Here is an 18,769-nt window from a genome sequence, read left to right as displayed (position 1 = left end):
ACAAACCTATTCCAACATAGTATTGTATACCTTGGATGAAGGAATTTTTTATAATTTTTATGAGGTAAACTATGTGTGAAAATGAAAAAAAGAAAACGTCTTCCATTGAGATGACCTCCGGCTCTCTCTGGAAAAATATCCTCCTCTTTAGCCTTCCCCTGATGGGGTCCCAGGTGTTGGAGGTTCTTTTTAATTTAAGTGATGTTGCGGTTGTAGGGCGATTTGCAGATTACATGGCACTTGGAGCTGTGGGTTCCACAACTCTGCTGGTCACTTTATTTACCGGAATCCTGATCGGCATGGGCGCCGGAGTCAATGTTCGTGTAGCACACGAGCTGGGTGCCGAAAACAGAAAAGGTACCGAAGAAACGATTCATACATCTCTTCTTCTCTGTGCCATCGCAGGACTTCTGGTCTGTGTCGTCTGTCTTCTGTTTTCCGGACAGATGCTGTCCATGATGAATACGAAACCGGAGCTGATGGACCAGGCTGTTTTATATATGAAGATTTATGCTCTGGGTATGCCGGCCATGGCTGTATACAATTTCGGTAACGGCGTATTAAGTGCCCGCGGCGATACGAAGCGACCGCTGATCTATCTTTCCATTGCCGGAGTGATCAACGTTCTTCTGAACCTGTTTTTCGTTATCGTCTGTCATATGGCCGCCGCAGGTGTGGCAACTGCCAGCGCGATCGCACTGTATATCTCCGCAGCGCTGGTAATGATCCACCTCCTTCGGAGAAAAGACGAATGCAGGGTATCCCTGCGTAAGCTCCGTCTTCACCCGAAGGCCTGTAAAGCAGTACTGCTTCTTGGTATTCCCACAGGTCTGCAGAATGGGATTTTTGCCATTGCAAATCTGTTCGTACAGGCCGGTGTCAACTCCTTCGATGCAGTCACGGTTTCCGGAAATGCCGCTGCCGCAAATGCAGACTCTCTGATCTACAACGTCATGTTTGCTTTCTATACTGCATGCGCAAGCTTCATCGGTCAGAACTGGGGTGCCGGAAATAAAAAACGTATGCTGAAAACTTATGGGATCAGCCTTACCTATGCCTTCATCGCAGGCGCGATCCTTGGTGGACTGCTTCTTGTTTTCGGTCCGCAGTTTCTGTCACTGTTTGCCACAGAACCGGCAGTCATCGATGCCGGCATGGAGAGGATCCGGATCATGGGCTTCAGCTATGCCTTCAGCTGTTTTATGGATTGCAGTATCGCCGCTTCCCGTGGCATCGGAAAAAGTATCCCACCGACCATCATCATCATTCTGGGATCCTGTGTATTCCGTGTCATCTGGTTCTATACGGTGTTCGCACACTTCCAAACCATTTCCTCACTTTATCTCCTGTATATTTTCTCATGGGGAATTACAGGCTTTGCGGAGGTTCTGTTCTTTGCTGTAAGCTTCCGGAAAATTCGGACCTGATACTTCAAATATATAGCGCCAGACGAAGCATTGATCTGGCGCTTTTTATATCTTTCTCGCGTTTTATGTACATTTGTCTTTACAAGGCGGACATAATTGTATATAATTATCCTGTTGTGCTTTTACGCGATGCAGTAATACCGGCTTAGAACGATCCGCCCTTTACACTGGATCGTTGCTTTGCGGCTCAGCATTTTTTTAGCACACTCACACAATAGGAAAGAGGAAACTAGTTATGAAAAAACTGATTCAAAAATGGAACAGCATCAACCTGATCAAGCGCATCATCTGTGGTCTGATCGTTGGTATCATTCTCGGACTTGCGATCCCTCAGGCATCTGTGATCTCCATTCTCGGTGATCTGTTCGTCGGTGCTCTTCGTGGAATTGCTCCGCTTCTGGTGTTCTTCCTGGTAATGAGCTCTCTGTGCCACATGGGAAAAGGCCAGAAAACAAACATGAAATTCGTTGTTGTACTTTATCTTCTGGGAAATATACTCTCAGCACTGGCAGCTGTGATCTCCAGCCGCCTGTTCCCGATCATGCTGACTTTTTCCGAAAGTACAAATACTTCCGACGTCACTCCGCCAAGCGGTGTTGCAGAGGTCCTCAAAAACCTTCTGATGAACATTGTTTCCAACCCGGTTGACGCACTTGTCAACGCCAACTATATCGGTATCCTTGCATGGGCCATCATCTTCGGTATCGCACTGAAGGCCGCAAGTGAAACTACCAAGACTGTCATCGAAAACATTTCCGATGCAACCTCCACAGCCGTAAGATGGATCATCAGCCTTGCTCCATTTGGTATCATGGGCCTGATCTTCACAACCATCTCCGAGCAGGGACTTAGTGTACTGTTAAGCTATGGCCGTCTGATCTGTGTACTGGTGGGAACCATGCTCTTTGTCGCACTGGTGATCAACCCGATCATTACTTTCATCTGCACACGCCGGAATCCATATCCGCTGGTTCTGCGCTGCCTGAAGGACAGTGGTATCACAGCATTCTTCACAAGAAGCTCTGCCGCCAACATTCCGGTAAACATGGAGCTGTGCAAGGATCTCGGACTTGATGAGGATACCTACTCCATCTCCATCCCTCTTGGTGCGACCATCAACATGGGTGGTGCAGCGATCACCATTTCCATCATGGCTCTGGCAGCTGCACATACACTCGGTATCAGCGTAGACTTCCCGACCGCTCTGATCCTCTGCATCCTGGCTGCTGCAAGTGCGGCTGGTGCTTCCGGAGTTGCCGGCGGTTCTCTTCTTCTGATCCCGATGGCCTGCAGCCTTTTCGGAATCCCCAATGATGTTGCCATGCAGGTAGTTGGTGTCGGTTTCATCGTAGGCGTGATCCAGGATTCCTGTGAGACAGCACTGAACTCTTCCACAGACGTACTTTACACAGCATGCGCCTGCAGGATCAGAAAGAATAAATGATCACACTTATAAACCGTCAGGCGGATATTCGTAATTGAAACAGGGAACTCCCTTGATTCGGTTAAAAAGAGTAGATCTTCCGTATTTGGAAAATCTGCTCCTTTTTTGGCTTAACAATATCTGCCCCATATAAAATTATCCGTAATCGGTAAATAAAACATCCTCTACATTCGAAAAAGCTTCCAGTTCTCTCCCATCTGCACAGCCAGATATACGATTTCAAAGATCACAGCTACAGATCCAAGCTTAAAAAGCAGGGAATCCACAAAGCCTCCTGCCTTACAGAAATCCAGCGCAATGCCGCCCGGCAGCGGATACAGGATCCGTACCCGTTTCCGGTTAAAGCAGTCCAGCACCAGATGTGATGCGAATCCAACCACAAAATAAAGGACCAGCTTCACGGACACCATGGATATGGCTGCACTTAAAATGGCCATAGCCATGATCGAATGCATAAATGACCGGTGCGGCTGATTTTTTCCAAAGGCGCAGACTGCAATAAAAATAATAACTCCCATGGCAACCGGCGCCATAGACTGGTTATTGCGGACCTTTTCCCAGATAGAAAAATCATAAAAATAATTCAATGCGATCTCTGCTGCCACAAGCAGTACCGCGATCAGCGTGATCCGGTTCGCATCCTTATGGGATTTGGAGGTTCCTACATCAATGTCGCTGATCAATGCTCCAAGCATTCCTGTTCCTGCCGCAAGTACCAGACCGGAAACCGTAGAGGGCTGTGTAACTGCCAGCACTGTTCCGAGTCCGACTGCCGCGTGTGTTTTTCCTGTCATAATTCTCCCCTTATTGTAAAAAATCTTCCGTTATTCAGGATTATCCACTGCTACAGATCAGACACTCTCTTCTGATCTTCTGCATATATAAATGTATCACTTTATCATTTACCGCAGATCTAAAAATACAATAAGGCAGCTGTCAGCCTTACCTTTTACTGACAGCTGCCTCCACGAAACAGCATTATATCACATAAAAAATTACGATTCTATCTAAAATCTTTCTACTTTCTTTCACGTCCCGTTTAAATGGAATATGTCTCTTGGATCTCTCTTTTAATCAGACCAGTTCATACGTCCGTAGCGAAGTGCAATACCTTGGATCTCTTTCTGAAGCTTCACAGTCAGCTCCCTTTTGCGGATCCTCCACTTCCAGTTCTTTCCTACTGTGGAAGGCTGGTTCATTCTGCAGCTGTTATCCAGGCCCATATAATCCTGCATAGGGATCACACAGAGCTTTGCACTGCTTCTCATAACCAGGCTGATAAAGCATTTATGCAGCTCTTTATCCGGTGTATAGTTATCACAGAGATAATCCCTGGCAAGCTTACGCTCTTTTGCCATAATGCTCTTCCACCATCCGGCGATGGTCTCATTATCATGGGTTCCTGTGTATGCCACACTGTTCTCCGGATAGTTGTGCGGAAGATAATCGTTGGCACAACCGGAATCTCTGGAATCAAACGCAAACTCCAGGACCTTCATTCCCGGGAATCCACTGTCATGGACAAGCTGACGCACGGAATCTGTCACATAGCCAAGATCCTCCGCAATGACCTGCTTCCAGCCAAGGGCCTGCTCCACTTTGCGGAACAAATCGATCCCGGGACCTTTTTCCCAGTGACCGCCAATGGCATTTTCTGCACCGTATGGAATGGAAAAATACTCGTCAAAGCCACGGAAATGATCGATCCTTACCACGTCATAAAGGCGGAATACGTAGCTCAGTCTGGAAATCCACCACTGATATCCTGTATTTCTGTGGTAATCCCAGCGGTACAGTGGATTTCCCCAAAGCTGTCCTGTTGCGGAAAAACCGTCCGGCGGGCATCCGGCTACAGCCACCGGCACATTCTCCTCATCCAGCTGGAAAAGTTCCGGATGAGCCCAGGTATCTGCACTGTCCATAGCTACATAGATCGGGATATCTCCGATGATCTGAATGCCTTTTTCGTTGGCATATTTTTTCAGTTTCATCCACTGCTCATAGAATTTGAACTGCATATACTGCTGGAATTCAATATCAAAATATAATTCTCTGCGATAGTAGTCCATGGCATTTGCCCAGCGAAGGCGGATATCCTCTGCCCATTTTGTCCACTCAACACCGCCGAACTGATCCTTTACTGCCATAAAAAGTGCATAGTCGGAAAGCCACCAGCTGTTTTCTGCAACAAATTTCTGATAATCCGGATTCTCGCTGATGTTGCTGTTTTCGTAAGCTTTGCGGAGAAGCTTGTAACGGCCTTTGTAGATTTTTTCATAGTCTACGCTGTCTGCTCTTCTTCCCCAGCTGACCTTATCACAGTCCTCCTTTGTAAGGACGCCTTCCTCCACCAGTGCCTTCAGGCTGATAAAATACGGATTTCCCGCAAAAGTGGAGAAGGACTGGTACGGAGAATCTCCGTAACTGGTAGGTCCCAGCGGGAGGATCTGCCAGTAGCTCTGTCCCGCTTCCTTCAGCCAGTCCACAAAATCATAGGCACTCTTTGAAAAACATCCGATGCCGTACTCTGACGGCAGGCTTGTGATCGGCATCAAAATGCCGGCTGCTCTTTTATCCATATCTTTTCTCTCCTTATGTTGAGCCCTGCATCTCAGAGCATCTTATCTATTATCCTCTCACGGATACATATTCATATAATCTACGCAATCGTTTGCGTAAATTATACGTCCATTTTGCATGAAGTGCAATGCGTTTTTGTCTTTTCTACCTTTCTTACAATTTTTACATCCTGATTTTGTGCAGTTTTTCATTATGTCAAACAGAATCTGTCTGCATCTCACTACCTGATTTTCTGTGCATCTGTTTTTACGCAATTTCATGCAATTTTCCGTGCAATATGTTTGACAGTATCCTTGTTATGAACTACAATATCTCTATCAGACTGAGATAAAAAAAGCCGGATCAGAGGCATACTTCCGCTTTGATCCGGCATATCCGTGAGGAGGCAAATTTATGGCAGTAACCATCAAAGATGTGGCAGCTCTGGCCGGGGTATCCCCGTCCACCGTTTCCAGAACCTGCAAAAATAATCCATCTATCAGTGAAGAAACCAAGGAACGTGTACGCAGAGCCATGGCGGAGCTTGGCTATGAGCCGAATTTCCAGGCCAGCAACCTGGCAGCACAGATTTCCCGCTCCATCGGTATCATCCTGCCTCCATCCCCAAAGGAGACATACGAGAATTCCTTTTACCTTGAGACGATCCGGGGGATCAGCCACTACTGTAACGCACATCAGTATATCAGCACCATTGTTACCGGTCAGAATGAAGAAGAGATCCTTAACGCAGTACGTTCCATGTCCAGAAGCGGTAAGGTTGACGGATTTATTGTTCTTTATTCCCGTGTGAATGATTCTGTTATTGATTTTCTTTTCAGTGAAGGACTTCTCTATATCCTGATCGGAAAACCGGCACAATACACCAATCATACGATCTATATCGATAATGACAACCTTCTGGCCGGACAGGAGGCAACGGAGTATCTTTATGCTCTGGGCCACCGGAAGATCGCTTATCTGGGTGTAGATAATTCCCTGGTCTTTTCCGCAGACCGCAAAACCGGCTACATGACTGCGCTGATCAGCCACGGATTAACCGTACAGCCCGAATACTGTATAGAGGTTCCTGCCGCTTCCCAGAATGAGTTTCAGGAGCTTCGAAAGCTGCTTTTAAGTGAGGAGCGCCCTACAGCTGTGCTTGTCAGTGATGATATTCTGGCGCTTTCCCTGGAGCGGATCTGTATAGAAGCAGATATCTCCATACCGGAGGATCTGTCTATTCTTTCCTTTAACAACTCACTTTTTGCCAGACTGACTTCGCCTCAGCTGACCTCCATTGATATTAACTCCGGGCAGCTTGGAATGGAAGCAGCCACGCAGATGATCAGTCATATCGAAAATCCGAGCCTTCCAGCCACAAAGATCATTGTACCTCACCAGCTGATCGAAAGGGACAGCTGCCGGAGGATCTGATCTGCTTTCAAACAAAAAACAGGTATCTTCTCTGCTGACTGTGTATTGACCACCACTTATCGATCTGACATTGGTGGTCGATCTACCGCCCGGCAAAAAGATACCTGTTTTTCATTTTTTATAATGCTTTCTCATAACACCAGTACATATGTCCCCAGAGTTCACACTCTCCCACGTTCTCAAAATTCAGCTTATCATAAGAACGGAGTGCTTTTACATTGTCCTTCGCAACAAGAAGATGTACAGCTTTATAGCCCCGCTTCTTCAGTTCTTCCATCACACCCTTAAGAAGTTTCCCGGCAATCCCCTGATTCTGGAATTCCTGACATACTCCCACCCGGGAGACCTCCGCTGACGGCACCATGGTTTCTGACCAGCATGTGAGACATTCCACATTTGGATCATCATCAATGGAGATCACACCTGCGATATTTCCCGCATCGTCCCGCATACAGAACAACGCATCTCTGGAAAGATCAAATTCCACTTCTTTTTCTGAAGGATACTCCTCTGTCCACACACAATAGGGCGTCCCCAGCAATGAACGGTACAGCTTCAGAACTGTATCTGCTTCTTCTCTTTTTACACGCTCGAAATTCATTTTATATCCTTTCTCCTGAAAATACATTCTTTTTCCGCCCGGATCTCGCCAGTATCAGGATCACAGCAAATGTAATGATCTCTGAACTCAGGAAGGACACACGCCATTGATCCCAAATAATCCGGAAATAGCTTTTTCCCAGGACCGTCAAATCTGCAATCTGCACCATGTCTTTTCCTGATTCTGGTTTTCATCCCATTTATCATTTATTCTAACTCAAAAAAGCTTCCCTTTTTGTTACTGATAATAACATCTTCCGCTACACCCCGCCGGAAACACTGTCCGTTTTAATGTATACTGAAATTCCCTCTCATTTTCTGCAGCGTCCAGAATTTCCAACGCTTTTCGCAAATTCCGGATATCTTTTTCCATGTGATCCACATAGTTTCCCCGGCCAACCAGCTTCAGATGCGTGATCCCTGCCTGCTTCAGCTGATACAGTGCACACAGTCCACAGCCTGTCTCACCACAAAGATATCCGAATTCATCATATGCTTTCAGATCCGGTTCCTGATCCCACGCCTGCTCCTGAAGAGCCATTATTTTTTCCGGAACAGCATCACCATTCCGTACAGTTCCAAGCCAATAGGACACCCTGCAAAGATATCCCATCTCATCACAGTGAAGAGAATTACAGAATGCTCCCGTAAACTGGCACATTTCATTCAGCACAAAGGCCTCGAACTCCATTCCCGCCTCCGGTCGGATCCCGGCCTGTTTTTCCACTTCTCTCTGAGATGCAATAACAGACTGCATATCCCGGAACGTGTTTTTCCGATGAAAGATCAATCTCTTCAGAGGAAAGCGCCGGAACATCTTCAGCATTTCGCTGTTCACTTCCCCTGTCTCTCCGCTGAGATGGATCTCACAGGAAATCCCCCTGTTTTTCAGATAAACAAGAAGCGCCGGATCTGCAATGATATAGCTTCGAAATCCAATTCCCATGCACTTTTCTATGATATCTCCGATCTCCGGATACTGTTCCGGAAGATAATACAGGGAATTGAAGGTGAGATGCACCGGCTTTTTATATTTTTTTACCATCCGGGAAAGGATCTCCAGCTCACTGTATGCTCCAAGCTGAACATTACAGCAGAGAACCTCCCTGCGATTTAACGGCATTACTGTGCCGTATTTTTCCGCCCAGGAAAAGGGTACATAGCCACAGAAAAATTCATCTGCTCCTGCCTGCACGAAACGTTCATATTCATCTATGGAGCCTAACCCGGCTGTTATTTTCATACTGTTCTCCATGTCCTGTTCCTTTTTTCCGCAATGTATTTTTGTCAAACGGATATTCGCGATCCACCTTCGAAGCCTGCTCATCACCTGTCATATATTAACAACAATGCGATCCGGCTTTGTGCCTTTTATATTTTTCCACATTTCCGTTGACTCCGGAAGTGTTTTATCCACACCAAACAGGGAGTTATACCGCCCTGCCATGTGTAAATGTTCCGGATAAAGCAGTGCGTATTTTTCACAAAATTTCGGACAGTGCTCCGCAAGCTGCTGTGTACCACGATCCCCAGTGGTGCACAAAGCATACAATGGACAGTACTGCGAAGTGTTTGTCTGATAAAAAGGCAGATGCAGACTGTTTTTTCCCGGCGGAAACTCCTGTGGATATCCGCAGGACTCCCATTCGTATCTGTGGATATGAAATTCTTCAGCCAGAAAATCCCGATAAAACCCCGCATTCAGGCTGTTTTGCTGAAATAATAAGGTATCACCGGATTTATATTTCATTCGCGGATCCTTTTTTCGTTTATTGAGCAATGTCCCCAGAACAGGACGCAGGCGAGATTTTTTTCCACAGAGCATTTCCATCATGGCCCAGTCATTGACTACGATTTCCACATTCAACCCATGAATACAGCACCAGTTATCCACCTTTTCCAGAAGCTTTCCCACAGACGAAAGCATAAATTCCCGGATATAAGAAAATACCAGTGTGATCTCTGATCCCTCCGAATACATTTTATCCATGATAGAAAAAAGCTGCTCTTCTGTCGGAAACAGATTATGGCAGAACTGATTTCCAATATAAAATCTGTCCGGTGTCCGGCCTGCAAAATAACTGTGAGTGAGATAATTCTTCTGCCAGTAAGACGCCAGAAAAGCCTGCAGCGGCTGGCGCAGATATTCTTCATACAGGGAAGTGCAGTTTAATTCCAGGGCAAACTCTGTATTATCCAAAAGCTTTAATTCTTCTTCACCCATTGTATCCTGTGGATTTCCGGAAGCCTTTTCACCCTCTCTGAAAAACCACTGTCTCTTCTGTTCTTCCAGACTCCTGCAGTGCATCTCATCCAGCTCCGCAGGATAACCGGTCAGTGATTTCGCCAGCTCTCCATCGTCTCCATCCAGCTTCAGACGGATATATCGGTTGTACTCTCCGGCCAGACGCCGAACCTCCTGTACATAATCCTTCTGTTCCACTCTCACAGAATATTCCCTGTAAAAATATTTTCCGGTTTTCTTTTCAACTGGCTGTTGATCCTGCAGGCATTGCTCCTCTGCTGCACTCATCCCAAACCTCCGGATCTCCACTCTCCTGTACCCGGCTTTTTTCATATCGTAAAAACAGATCAGAAACTGCTCCGGTTCCGGGCATTCCTCTGCCAGCCGAAATCGAAATCCATCTTCACCCAGCTCTGTGATCCGGATTTCTTTGCTGTCCATAAAACCGGATAGTAATCCAAATGGTATCATAGCGATCCTCATAAGGAAAGCTTCCTCCCTTCAGACAAAAAAGGAGATGCCATATGCTCCCATACAGCACCTCCCACTGTTCCTTCTTATTTCACTTCTACTAATTCAATTCTGAAATTCAGCTCTTTACCTGCCATCTCATGATTAGCATCGAAAGTAATGGTTTTTTCATCTTTTGCGTTAACTTTAACCGGGAACGGCTGACCATACTGATTGGAGAGGTATACCTGCTGTCCTACAGTAAGATCCTCAGCACCCGGAAGCTGTTCGATCTCAAGTGTAAAAATCGCATCCGGATTCGGCATACCGTAAGCTTCCTCAGGCATCAGATGAACATCTACCACCTGGCCAACCTCCATGTTTGCAACTGCCGTATCAAAGCCTTTGATCATCTGTCCTGCTCCGCAGATGAATTCCAGTGGCTCGCCACGGTCATAGGAAGAATCGAACTGTGTTCCGTCATTAAAGGTTCCTCTGTAATGTGTACGGCAGGTTTTTCCGACATTAGGGCCTGTGATAGATGGCTGGGAACCACATCCTCCGCCACAGCCTCCGCAGGAATGTCCGTCTTCATGACCGCCGCAGGAGTGTCCATTCTCATGGCTTCCGCAGGAATGTCCATCCTCATGATGGTGATGATCACAATTCACACCTGTGGATACCAGCTCGCCCTTCAGATAAGCATCCACAGCTGTGTCTGCATCTCCCTGTGCTCCGGAACATAACTCAATGCCAGCCTCAGCAAGTGCACTCTGTGCTCCGCCGCCGATTCCTCCACAGATCAGAACGCTGATTCCCTGCTCTGCAAGAAGTCCTGCAAGTGCACCATGTCCGGTGCCATTGGAGCTGATCACTTCACTGGAAACAACCTTGTTATCCTCTACCTCGTACACCTTGAAAAACTCCGTTTTTCCAAAATGCTGGAAAATATTTCCGTTGTCGTATGTTGCTGCAATTTTCATTTGTAAAACCCTCCATTAATCAGATATGTATTATATTAGTATATCGTGCAGGCAGGATAAAAGCAAGGTTTAACTTCTCTCACAAAAACACCTCGCGGGACATTGCCAGTGAACAGTAACCTCTTGCTGTCATTCAATGAATCCAGTATAATAGAAGAATCTGTAAAAATAAACGATTTTTTAAATAAGAAGGTTTGAATTAAAATGAAATCATACGAAGAATTACTTTCAGATATTGAAGAAGACATGGAGCTCATGGGTTCCTCACACATTGTTTATTCCATGGAAGAGGACGGCGTTGTTACTGATTATGATTATCTTCCATCCGATTCCTGTACGATCTCCATTACCTTAAAGGAACTTCAGGAAAAGCTTCAACTGCAGATGCTCTATGCAAAAGTTTCCGCTCATACAGCCGGAGCAGATAAAAATGCCCCGAAATTAGCAGTTGTTTTTCCGGGCATCGGATACACTGCCGACAAGCCGCTTCTGTACTATACCAGCCGCCTTGCCAGCAAACACGGTTACAAAATCCGCACTGTATCCTATGGCACCCTCCCGGAAAATGTCAAAGGAGATCCTGAAAAAATGAAACAGGCCTTTGACCTTGCCCTGGAACAAACAGAACGCTCCTTAGGCAGCATCGACTGGAATTCCTATGGCAGCATTCTGTTTATTTCCAAAAGCATTGGTACAGTCATCTCCTCAGCCTATGCTTCCCGACACGATCTGACTGTAAAAAGCATCCTGTTCACGCCTCTTGCAGAGACCTTTTCCTTCCCACTTGCCGGAAGCATCGCCTTCCACGGCACCGCAGATCCCTGGGCCGAAACCAATTCCATCCGGGAACTGGCAGCGCAGAAAGATGTACCTCTCTTTCTCACCCAAAACGCCAACCATTCTCTGGAAACCGGTGATGTACTGACGGATATCTTTATTCTAAAAACCACAATGGAGCGGGTCCAGCGTTTTATTTAACGCCGGTCCGCTTATTTTTCTCCACCCACTAAAAACTGAGGTGTCAGCTTGTTCAGCTCACGTTCCATGGAAGTTCTGGAAATATCACTGATGTCCTTCAGGGCAAACACTTTGGAAAAGCCGATCTCCATCATGTAATCCAAATCCCATGCCGGACGCTTTTTATCACTCATAAACAGCTTACTGCTGAGCTCTTTCCCTGTTTCCGCATCTTCATGAGCATGGATACCTCTTCCATATTTTTCCCACATAGCAGCATCATGTGCCTCGTAAATCTTTTTCTTTTCTTCATCATAAAGATGCAGATACCAGCAGGCGTCCGATACCAAAAGACGTCCGCCTTTTTTCAGTACACGCAGCCACTCCTTGTAAGCCTTCTGTGGATCGTCCAGCGTCCATGTGATATTTCTGCAGATAACCATATCAAATGTCTCATCCGGGAAATTCAGATTGTGGCAGTCCATAGTCATCAGATCTGCGGATAAACCTGCTGCCTTTACATTTTCCTTTGCTTCATGGATCATATTTTCAGTAATATCGATCCCGGTCACATGATGTCCTTCTTTTCCCAGCATAATTTCAAAAAATCCCGGCCCGCAGCCTACGTCCAGTACTTCCAGATGTTCTTTTTCCGGCGCATACTCCAGAATCAGATTCTTCCAGTTTTCTGCTGTTTCACTTTTCAGTTCTGCCTTGATCCCTTCGCTGTAAATGCCGGCTTCTCCTTCCCAGTACTCTTTGATCTTATCGTTTTGCATGTCACTTCTCCTTCTTTGTGGCTACTACAATAAATTTTTTTCCCTGATATCCGTATTTCCAGAAATCCATCGTCCATGGTCTGTTTAACCAGCGGTTCTCTCTGATCTGGATCCTGGCAAAGCGTACCTTCTTTAATATCTGAAAGTCCGCTTCCGGACGCTTCTGCGATGTAAATGGCAGCTTTTCATAAATTCCGCTGTTTTCCTTCACGTCAGATCCATATGTTTTTCTTTCTGTAACATAAATAAGAAAATCAGCAATTTTCATACGAATCTTATTTTTTAACGTGGGTTCAATGGTACGATAATCCCCATCAAAATAAATGATCCTTCCACCTGGTTTTAATACCGCCTTCCAGCGCCTAAAAGCTTTTTCCGGATCATATAATGTCCACACCGCATCTCTGGAAAGTATCACATCATAGCTTTGTTCCTGTTCCAATGGCAAAGTTACACCATCTTCCTCACAGATTTCCACCTGCTGATGATACTGCCGCATATTCCTTCTGGCTTTTTCTACCATTCCTGATGAACCATCGATCGCTTTTACATCATGTCCCAGACGCGCTGCTATGATGCTCATAAAACCCGGGCCGCAGCCCACTTCTAAAATACGAAGGGGCTCAGGTCCAAGAAGTCTTTTCAATTCTTTTGTCCAGTAAGATACCGTTCTTTTGTTACTCAATTGTTTTTGGATCATATCATCATAATCACCGGAATCTTCTGTCCATTTATTCTCGATCTTTTCAAACATTTTTTACTCCACTACATCCAGTGTTGCCCAGTTAATGCCTTCATAGGCAGTCGGTGCAAGCTCTACATTGGTCAGTCTGGTATTGTTATAGATATAATCACGGTTCGGATAATACAGCGGCACTGTTACTGCCTGATCATTGATACGTGTGAGGATCTTATCGTATAATTCCGTCCGCTTTTCTTCATCCTGTGTCTTTAATACTTCTCCGAGATCTTTGTTCAGCTCCTCATCGTACCAGTTTACTGCCTTTGCTCCATCTTCCGCATAGAACATTGATTTCAGGAATCCATGAGGCATCCAGGAATCTTCATAGCTGCGGTAAATGCACAGATCATAATCTCTGGTGTTCCAGATCTCATCATAGTAAGCTGCGGATTCTTTTTCTACCAGTTCAATACCTACACCAACCTTCTCATATTCAGATTTCAGGAATTCACAAAGAGATTTCCATGAAGCATATTCTTCAGTCTGGAATACCAGTCTGAGGCTCAGTGGTTCTCCGTCTTTTTCTACAATACCATCTCCATCTGTATCCTCATATCCTGCTTCCTTTAACAGTTCCTTTGCTTTATCCGGATCATATGGATAGCCCTTGCTGTTTTCTTCTGTTACATAAGGAACTGTCGAAGACATAAGTCCGGTTGCCGGATTGCCGTAACCATCCAGCAGATCATTTACAATGCTTTCTTTATTTGTTGCATAATTCAGTGCCTGACGTACGTTTACATCCTGAAGCGCCGGTGTATCATAATTTTCGATCAAATAGTAAGAAAGTGTGGAAACCTGCTGTTCTGTCGATAAATTTTTATCTGCCTGGATAATACTGAAGCTTTCGGATGGAATATCCTGAAGATTCAGATCTGCCTCTCCACTCTGAAGTGCCATCACTCTGGCATCACCGTCTACCACCTGTTTCAGAACTACTTTATCAATATTTGGTTTCTCACCGTAATAATTAGGATTTGGTACCAGGACAACCTCCTGACCGCTTTCATAACTGTCGATCATCCACATTCCGGTACCCACTTCCTGACAAAATTCTCCGTCTTCATCCAGTGCACTTTCACAGGTGAAACGGAATGGTCTTGGATAGCTGAATTCGATCAGCAGGGTATAGCATGGTTCTGCGAACTTAAATTCTACAGTATAATCATCTACCTTTGTAACATTTTCCAGTTTGGCTGAAAAGTTACCGGTCACATCCTGTTCCACCCATCTGTTATAATTCCACATCACATTGTCTGCATTAAACACTGTACCGTCTGAGAATTTCACATCTTTTCTTAAATGAAACGTATAGGTTGTGCCATCTTTGCTGATATCCCAAGATTCTGCCAATGCCGGTTTAATTTCTCCATTTTCTCCATAACGCACCAGTGGATCATAGATCATTTCATAAAGACGAAAGTCCGGACCACTTTTTATAGGGTCACAAAGTTCAGGAGTCAGATCAATGGATGTCATTGCCGTAACTACTTTTTCCTCTTTTGCCTGTACATTGACACCTGTCAGTAAAGTTGCCGCCACCATGCTCAATGCTATCAGTTTTGCTACACGTCTTTTCTTCATTTCTTCCTCTCCTTTGTTTGTTTTATATTTTACAACATATGACATGCCGCAAAATGTCCTGTTTCAATTTCTGTCAATTCCGGTATATGCTCTCTGCATATATTTGTACATCTTCTGCACCGGTTCTGGTATGGGCAGCCCTGTTCCGGAATGGTATCTGAAAATATTTTCTTTTCCTGCGATCCGATTCTTCGCATTTTCGGTTCTTTTACCGGAATAGAATCAAACAGATCTTTTGTATAAGGATGCACGGCAGTCTCCTTTAAGCTGTCCGTATGATCGATAAACTCGACCACGCGTCCCTGATACATAATAGCCACCTCTTTGCAGAGATATGGAACATTGGACAGATCGTGAGTGATCAGTAAATAGGTCATCTCATATTTTTCCTGCAGCTCATTTAACAGATGCAGGATCTGCTTTCGTATGGAATAATCCAGACTGGATACCGGTTCATCACAGATCACAAGTTCCGGTCTTAATACCAATGCTCTCGCAATATTAGCTCTCTGACACTGACCTCCTGAAATCTGTCCAACATAACGGTTGCGGATATCCGGATCAAGCCCCGTCTGGATCAAAGCCTCCTTTACTCGCTCTTCATACTCACCCTCTTGCAGTTTTTCATGTAATTTCAAAATTTCCAGAATATTTTCTCCAATGGTATAACCAGGATCAAATACCCCGCTGCTGCTTTGAAAGACCATCTGAAGATTCTTGCGATATGGACGAAACTGCTTTTCAGACAAATCCTGCATTTCCTGTCCCTGAAACCAGAATTTTCCATCTGTAGGTTTCTCCAGGCCGGCGATCAGCTTTCCGAATGTAGTTTTACCACTTCCACTTTCACCGATCAGGGCCATGGATGATCCTGCATGGATTTCCAGACTTACATCATCCACTGCCTTCACAATTTTTTTCTTGCCATAATATTTTTTTAAATGTTCTGTCTTTAGTAACGTACTCATACTTTTCCCCTATAAAACTGCATCCAACAGTTTTTTTGTATATGAATGCTGCGGATGATAAAAGATCTCTTCAACCGTTCCGTTTTCCACTATTTCGCCGTCTTTCATGATCGAAACATCATCTGCGATCTCTGCCACCACACCCAGATCATGCGTAATAAATAACACGCCCAGATTTTCTTTCCTGGATAGCTGATAGATTTCTTCCAGGATCTGCTTCTGTACGGTTACATCCAAGGCTGTCGTCGGCTCATCTGCGATCAGATAATCCGGTTTCATGGACATGGCAATGGCGATCATAACACGTTGGCACATACCACCAGACAATTCGTAAGGTTTTTTCTTCATCAGTTCTTCCGGATCACGCAGATTCATCATCCGCAGACTTTCCAACGCTGCTTCCCTTGCCTGTTTTTTGCTCATTCTGCGATGTTTTCTCAGTCCTTCCAGAAGCAGTTGTTCAACTGTAAAGAGCGGATCGAGAGCAGCGGTCGGATCCTGAAAGATCATTCCGATCCTGTCTCCGTATAACTGTCGTTTTTCTTTTCCTGATAACTTCAGAAGACTCTTTTCGTTCAGTGTCACATCTCCGGATATCACCTTTCCATTTCCTGCAAGCAGATTCATGATCGTCAGAGAGGTAACTGACTTGCCGCTTCCGCTTTCTCCCACCAGAGCATGGATCCTTCCGCGTTTTACTTCCAGGCTGACATCTTTTACTGCATGAACCATTCCGTGAGATGTCTGAAACTCCACATGTAGTCTTTTTACCTTTAGGACATCATTTTTGGGCTGTTCCATTCTGTATTCCCTCCCCCAAATAATTAAATGCCAGAACAATGATCATGATCAGTATGCCCGGATAAAACATCAGTCTTGGATAAGTCTGAATATAACTTCTACTGTCACTGAGCATGATCCCCCATTCCGGTGTCGGTGCCTGCACACCAAGGCCGATAAAGGAAAAACCGGCAATTGACAGAATGATCGAACCGATTTCCATTGTTGCCAGTGCGATCACAGATGGCAGGATATTTCTCAATACATGCCTAAATATGATCCTTGCGTGGCCGCAGCCACCGGCTTTTAGTGCGGTCATATAATTTTTATTTTTTTCCTGAAGTGTCAATGCTCGGGCAAGCCTTGCATATTCTGCCCAGGATACGACCGATAAGGACAGGATCAGATGAGCGCCGCTGGCTCCTACGGTTCCTGCAATGGCAAGTGCCACAATAAAGACCGGCATAGCCATAAATACATCAATAATCCTCATAATTATGGAATCGATTTTTCCACCTACATATCCGGCAAACAGTCCGATCGGCACCCCGACACATACAGTGATCAGAAGCACCGTAAAGCTATAGCTCAGTGAATACCGGCTACCCCAGAGAAGTCTTGATAAAATACATCGTCCCAGCTGATCAGTACCTAAAGGATATGCCGCCGACGGATTCTTTAATTTTATCGAAACATCCACAAGCAGTGGATCATGCGGCGCTAATACAGGTGCAAAAATAGCTGCCAATGCAAAAATTATGACCACCATCAATCCTATTTTTGTTTTCGGTGACCGGAATACCTGTTTCCAGTACAGATTCTGGATCATGCTTTTTTCTGTTTTCTGCTTTCTTCTGCTTCCCATTCTATGATCTCTCCTTTACTTTAACTGGATTCGCCGGTCAATCGCAGAATAGGCGATATCCACAAGAAAATTTAATACTACAATGCCAACAGCCAGAATAAAGATAAAACATTGCAGCACCGGAGTGTCTTTTGAGATCACGGATTTCAATGCCAGATTTCCGATTCCCTGAATTGAAAAAATACTTTCTATCACAGCTGAGCCACAGAAAAAACCGATCACAATTGATACCAGACGTGTCAGCACAGGAATCAGGATATTTTTCAGACCATGACGCAAAATTACATTTACAGATGACAATCCCTTAGCTCTGCTGGCACGTATGTAATCCTGCTTCAGCACCTGTATCATATTGGTACGGATCAATCTCGTCATAATTCCAAAGAAACTGATATCCATGGCAAATGCCGCAAGAATCGGGATGCCTCCGGCATCTCCTCCGATCACGGAAATCACTTTTAGCTTTACTCCAAATATATAGAGCAGCATCAGACCGATCCAGAAAGACGGCATAGATACACTGAGGGACGACAAAATGCGAATGACTTTATCCAGAACTCTGTTTTCATAAATTGCCGACAAAATTCCAAGAGGGACTGACACGATCATCAACAATAAAAACGAAGTAACTGCCAGTTTAAATGTCTGTGGAAAATATCTTTTTAATTCCTCAAAAGCCGGTTTTCTGGTAGAATATGATTTTCCAAAATCGCCATGAAGTGCCTGATCCAGCCATTTCCCGTATTGTACCAGCACCGGCTGATCCAGTCCTTCCTCATGCCGTACTTCTTCTACCTGCTCCGGTGACGGATGCTCATATTTTTTCTCCGCCAGCACTCTGGCCGCATCACCTGCCGATATAAAACTCAGCATAAAAATAATAAATGTAACCGCCAGCACTACCGGAATCATAAATATAAAACGCTTTGCAATTACTTTTCCCATTTTCATT

At 45.1% G+C, this 18,769-nt stretch carries 17 protein-coding genes; 4 read left to right on the top strand and 13 right to left on the bottom strand.

What is annotated here, in order from left to right; all coding sequences use genetic code 11:
• Positions 1-71: 71 nt before the first annotated feature.
• Both ABCM67_RS08615 and sstT read left to right on the top strand, forming a co-directional pair.
• Entirely contained in the window at positions 72-1,427 is a 1,356-nt protein-coding gene (locus ABCM67_RS08615) for an MATE family efflux transporter (protein ID WP_059086413.1), read from the top strand.
• A gap of 235 nt (positions 1,428-1,662) precedes the next feature.
• Entirely contained in the window at positions 1,663-2,871 is a 1,209-nt protein-coding gene (sstT, locus tag ABCM67_RS08610) for a serine/threonine transporter SstT (RefSeq protein WP_059086414.1), read from the top strand.
• Between the two features lie 164 nt (positions 2,872-3,035).
• Here the strand turns inward: sstT and ABCM67_RS08605 are convergent, their stop codons facing one another.
• Both ABCM67_RS08605 and malQ read right to left on the bottom strand, forming a co-directional pair.
• A complete protein-coding gene (locus ABCM67_RS08605) occupies positions 3,036-3,665 on the bottom strand; it encodes a metal-dependent hydrolase (RefSeq protein WP_059086415.1) in 630 nt (209 codons plus the stop codon).
• A 276-nt stretch (positions 3,666-3,941) separates the two neighbouring features.
• Positions 3,942-5,450, bottom strand: a complete 1,509-nt coding sequence (gene malQ, locus ABCM67_RS08600; protein ID WP_015526658.1) for a 4-alpha-glucanotransferase — start codon at positions 5,448-5,450, stop codon at positions 3,942-3,944.
• Between the two features lie 394 nt (positions 5,451-5,844).
• Here malQ and ABCM67_RS08595 point away from each other — a divergent pair, with 394 nt between their 5' ends.
• On the top strand, positions 5,845-6,864 hold the full coding sequence (locus tag ABCM67_RS08595) for a LacI family DNA-binding transcriptional regulator (protein WP_059086416.1): 1,020 nt from the start codon (positions 5,845-5,847) through the stop codon (positions 6,862-6,864).
• Between the two features lie 118 nt (positions 6,865-6,982).
• Here the strand turns inward: ABCM67_RS08595 and ABCM67_RS08590 are convergent, their stop codons facing one another.
• From ABCM67_RS08590 to ABCM67_RS08575, 4 genes are all read right to left on the bottom strand, one after another.
• Positions 6,983-7,465, bottom strand: a complete 483-nt coding sequence (locus ABCM67_RS08590; RefSeq protein ID WP_021650238.1) for a GNAT family N-acetyltransferase — start codon at positions 7,463-7,465, stop codon at positions 6,983-6,985.
• A gap of 237 nt (positions 7,466-7,702) precedes the next feature.
• The gene (locus ABCM67_RS08585; RefSeq protein ID WP_059086942.1) at positions 7,703-8,707 is read right to left on the bottom strand and encodes a U32 family peptidase; all 1,005 of its coding nucleotides are present in this window, start codon (positions 8,705-8,707) and stop codon (positions 7,703-7,705) included.
• Positions 8,708-8,797: 90 nt separating this feature from the next.
• A complete protein-coding gene (locus tag ABCM67_RS08580; protein WP_059086417.1) occupies positions 8,798-10,192 on the bottom strand; it encodes a hypothetical protein in 1,395 nt (464 codons plus the stop codon).
• A 74-nt stretch (positions 10,193-10,266) separates the two neighbouring features.
• Positions 10,267-11,142: an FKBP-type peptidyl-prolyl cis-trans isomerase gene (locus ABCM67_RS08575; protein WP_059086418.1), complete on the bottom strand. Its 876-nt coding sequence runs from the start codon at positions 11,140-11,142 to the stop codon at positions 10,267-10,269.
• A 204-nt stretch (positions 11,143-11,346) separates the two neighbouring features.
• On the opposite strand from ABCM67_RS08575, the gene ABCM67_RS08570 reads away from it, so the two are divergent.
• Positions 11,347-12,120: an alpha/beta hydrolase gene (locus ABCM67_RS08570; RefSeq protein ID WP_110925807.1), complete on the top strand. Its 774-nt coding sequence runs from the start codon at positions 11,347-11,349 to the stop codon at positions 12,118-12,120.
• Positions 12,121-12,131: 11 nt separating this feature from the next.
• On the opposite strand, the gene ABCM67_RS08565 is transcribed toward ABCM67_RS08570, so the two are convergent.
• Genes ABCM67_RS08565 through ABCM67_RS08535 form a run of 7 tightly spaced genes read right to left on the bottom strand, consistent with a single transcriptional unit; the run spans position 12,132 to position 18,762 of the window.
• A complete protein-coding gene (locus ABCM67_RS08565; RefSeq protein ID WP_059086419.1) occupies positions 12,132-12,878 on the bottom strand; it encodes a class I SAM-dependent methyltransferase in 747 nt (248 codons plus the stop codon).
• A gap of 1 nt (position 12,879) precedes the next feature.
• Positions 12,880-13,632 carry a class I SAM-dependent methyltransferase gene (locus ABCM67_RS08560; RefSeq protein ID WP_059086420.1) on the bottom strand — a complete coding sequence of 251 codons (753 nt, stop codon included), beginning with the start codon at positions 13,630-13,632 and terminating at the stop codon, positions 12,880-12,882.
• A 3-nt stretch (positions 13,633-13,635) separates the two neighbouring features.
• On the bottom strand, positions 13,636-15,204 hold the full coding sequence (locus ABCM67_RS08555; protein ID WP_059086944.1) for a nickel ABC transporter substrate-binding protein: 1,569 nt from the start codon (positions 15,202-15,204) through the stop codon (positions 13,636-13,638).
• 29 nt (positions 15,205-15,233) lie between these two features.
• Positions 15,234-16,172 carry an ABC transporter ATP-binding protein gene (locus ABCM67_RS08550; RefSeq protein ID WP_059086421.1) on the bottom strand — a complete coding sequence of 313 codons (939 nt, stop codon included), beginning with the start codon at positions 16,170-16,172 and terminating at the stop codon, positions 15,234-15,236.
• A gap of 9 nt (positions 16,173-16,181) precedes the next feature.
• The gene (locus tag ABCM67_RS08545) at positions 16,182-16,973 is read right to left on the bottom strand and encodes an ABC transporter ATP-binding protein (RefSeq protein ID WP_021650927.1); all 792 of its coding nucleotides are present in this window, start codon (positions 16,971-16,973) and stop codon (positions 16,182-16,184) included.
• Positions 16,954-17,817, bottom strand: a complete 864-nt coding sequence (nikC, locus tag ABCM67_RS08540) for a nickel transporter permease (protein ID WP_021650926.1) — start codon at positions 17,815-17,817, stop codon at positions 16,954-16,956. The genes ABCM67_RS08545 and nikC overlap by 20 nt, the downstream gene beginning before the upstream one ends.
• A 15-nt stretch (positions 17,818-17,832) precedes the next feature.
• Positions 17,833-18,762 carry an ABC transporter permease gene (locus ABCM67_RS08535; RefSeq protein ID WP_015526672.1) on the bottom strand — a complete coding sequence of 310 codons (930 nt, stop codon included), beginning with the start codon at positions 18,760-18,762 and terminating at the stop codon, positions 17,833-17,835.
• Positions 18,763-18,769 lie beyond the last annotated feature (7 nt).

This window comes from Blautia sp. 2227st1_G12_2227SCRN_220401 (assembly GCF_039062885.1).
GTDB lineage: Bacteria > Bacillota > Clostridia > Lachnospirales > Lachnospiraceae > Blautia_A > Blautia_A fusiformis.
The sequence above is the reverse complement of the archived record's forward strand: the minus strand, read 5'-3'. Positions and strand labels throughout refer to the sequence as shown.